General features: G+C 74.6%; 1 protein-coding gene. It reads right to left on the bottom strand.

Annotated features, from left to right (window positions below; genetic code table 11):
• On the bottom strand, window positions 1–2,181 hold a 2,181-nt coding region (locus tag VF092_10440), incomplete at both ends, for an amino acid adenylation domain-containing protein (GenBank protein HEX6747697.1).

The following is a 2,181-nucleotide window of genomic DNA, read 5'->3' on the forward strand; positions in this document are numbered from 1 at the left end:
GGAGCACCTCGCCCCGCAGCCAGCCGCGCTGCCACACGGCGAAGTCCGCGTACTGCACCGCCAGCGGCGGCAGCGGCGATGCCGGCCGTGCATCGGAGGGCCGCGAGAACCATTCGTAGAGGGTGAACAGCTCGCGGAAGAGCACGCCCATGCTCCAGCCGTCGCTGACGATGTGGTGCATGGCGAGCAGCAGCACGTGCTCCTGTTCGGAGAGGCGCAGCAGCGTCACGCGCAGCAGCGGACCGCGCTCCAGGTCGAAGGGGCGCTCGGCGTCCTCTCGCGCCAGGCGGCGCGCGTCCTGCTCGCGCTCCTCCGGCGGGAGACCGGTGAGGTCCAGCACCGGCAGGTGCGCGGGTGCGGTCGGGTGCACGACCTGCACGGCGCCCTGCTCCACCGGGTGGAAGGTGGTGCGCAGCGACTCGTGGCGGCGCAGCAGCTCGCCCAGCGCCTGCTCCAGCGCGGACGCGTCGAGGCTCCCCCGCAGCCGGCCCGACCGGAACATGTTGTAGCCGGCGCCCTCCGGCTCCATCTGGTGCAGGAACCAGAGCCGCTCCTGCGCGAAGGAGAGCGGCAGCGGCGCCTCCCTGGCGACGGGAACGAGCGGCGGGAGGGCGGCACCTTCGCCCGCGCTGCGCATCTCCTCCACTCGCCCGGCCATCTCCGCCACCGTGGGTCCCTCGAAGAACGCCCGCAGCGACACCTCCACCCCGAACACCTGCCGCACCCGCGAGACCACGCGCGTGGCCAGCAGCGAGTGGCCCCCCAGCTCGAAGAAGCTCTCCGCCACGCCCACCCGCTCCAGGCGCAGCACCTCCGCCCAGATCCCCGCCAGCACCTCCTCCACGGGGGTGCGCGGCGCCACGTACCGGTCCTCCGCCGACGCGTACTCCGGCGCCGGCAATGCCTTGCGGTCCAGCTTCCCATTCGGCGTCAGCGGCAGCGCGTCCAGGCAGACGAACGCGGCGGGGACCATGTAGTCCGGCAGGATGCGACGCAGGTGCGCGCGCAGCGCGTCCGTCTCGACGTCGCCGACCACGTACGCCACCAGCCGCTGCTCGCCCGCCTCCGCGCGCGCCATCACCACGCAGTCGGAGACGCCCTCGTGCTGGCGCAGCGCCGCCTCGATCTCGCCCAGCTCGATGCGGAAGCCGCGGATCTTCACCTGGAAGTCGGTGCGGCCCAGGAACTCCAGCGTCCCGTCCGCCCGCCAGCGGCCCAGGTCGCCGGTGCGGTACAGCCGCGCGCCGGCCCCGGGCGAGAACGGATCGGGGACGAAGCGCTCCGCCGTCAGCCCCGGCCGCCCCAGGTAGCCGCGCGTCACCTGCGCGCCGCCGACGTACAGCTCGCCGGGAACGCCGACAGGAACGGGTTGGCGCGCGCGGTCCAGCACGTAGATCCGCGCGTTGGCGATCGGCCGGCCGATGGCGGGCGCGCGGCCGTCCAGCCCGCACACGTGCGAGGTCGAATCGATGGTCGCCTCGGTGGGGCCGTACAGGTTGACCACCTCGCCCACGCCCGCCGCGCGCGCCTCCTCCACCAGCGCGGCCGGGAGCGGCTCGCCTCCGCAGAAGAGGAGACGGCAGGGGAGCGGCCTGTCCGCCGGACGCGCGCCGAGGACCGCCTGGAGAAGGGTCGGGACGAACTGCGCGACGGTGACCCCACCCTCCCCCATCACCCGCCCGATGGCGTCCGCGTCCCTGGCCGCGGCGGAGGAGAGGAGCAGCATCCGCGCACCGGTGGCCAGCGGCGTCCACAGCTCCCACGCCGACGCGTCGAACGAGATCGACGTGCGCTGCAGCACCGTGTCGCGCGCGCCGATGCCGAACGCCGCGGCCTGCCACGCGGTGTGGTTGACCATGCTGCGGTGCTCGACCATCACGCCCTTCGGGCGCCCCGTGGAGCCGGAGGTGTAGATGACGTACGCCAGGTGGCCGGGCGTGAGCCCCGCCCACGCGGGGTTCGTCTCCGGCCGCTGCGCCCACGCCGGGGCCGCGGCGTCGAGCTCGACCGCCGGGACGCCCAGCCCCGCGAACGTGCCGGCCAGCGACGACTGCGTGACGAGCGCCGCCGGCGCGCTGTCCTCCAGCATGTAGCGCAGCCGGTCGGCGGGGTACGCCGGGTCCAGCGGCACGTAGGCGCCGCCCGCCTTGAGGATGGCCAGCAGGGCGGCGATCATCTCCG

The sequence above is a fragment of the Longimicrobium sp. genome (assembly GCA_036377595.1).
Taxonomy (GTDB): domain Bacteria; phylum Gemmatimonadota; class Gemmatimonadetes; order Longimicrobiales; family Longimicrobiaceae; genus Longimicrobium.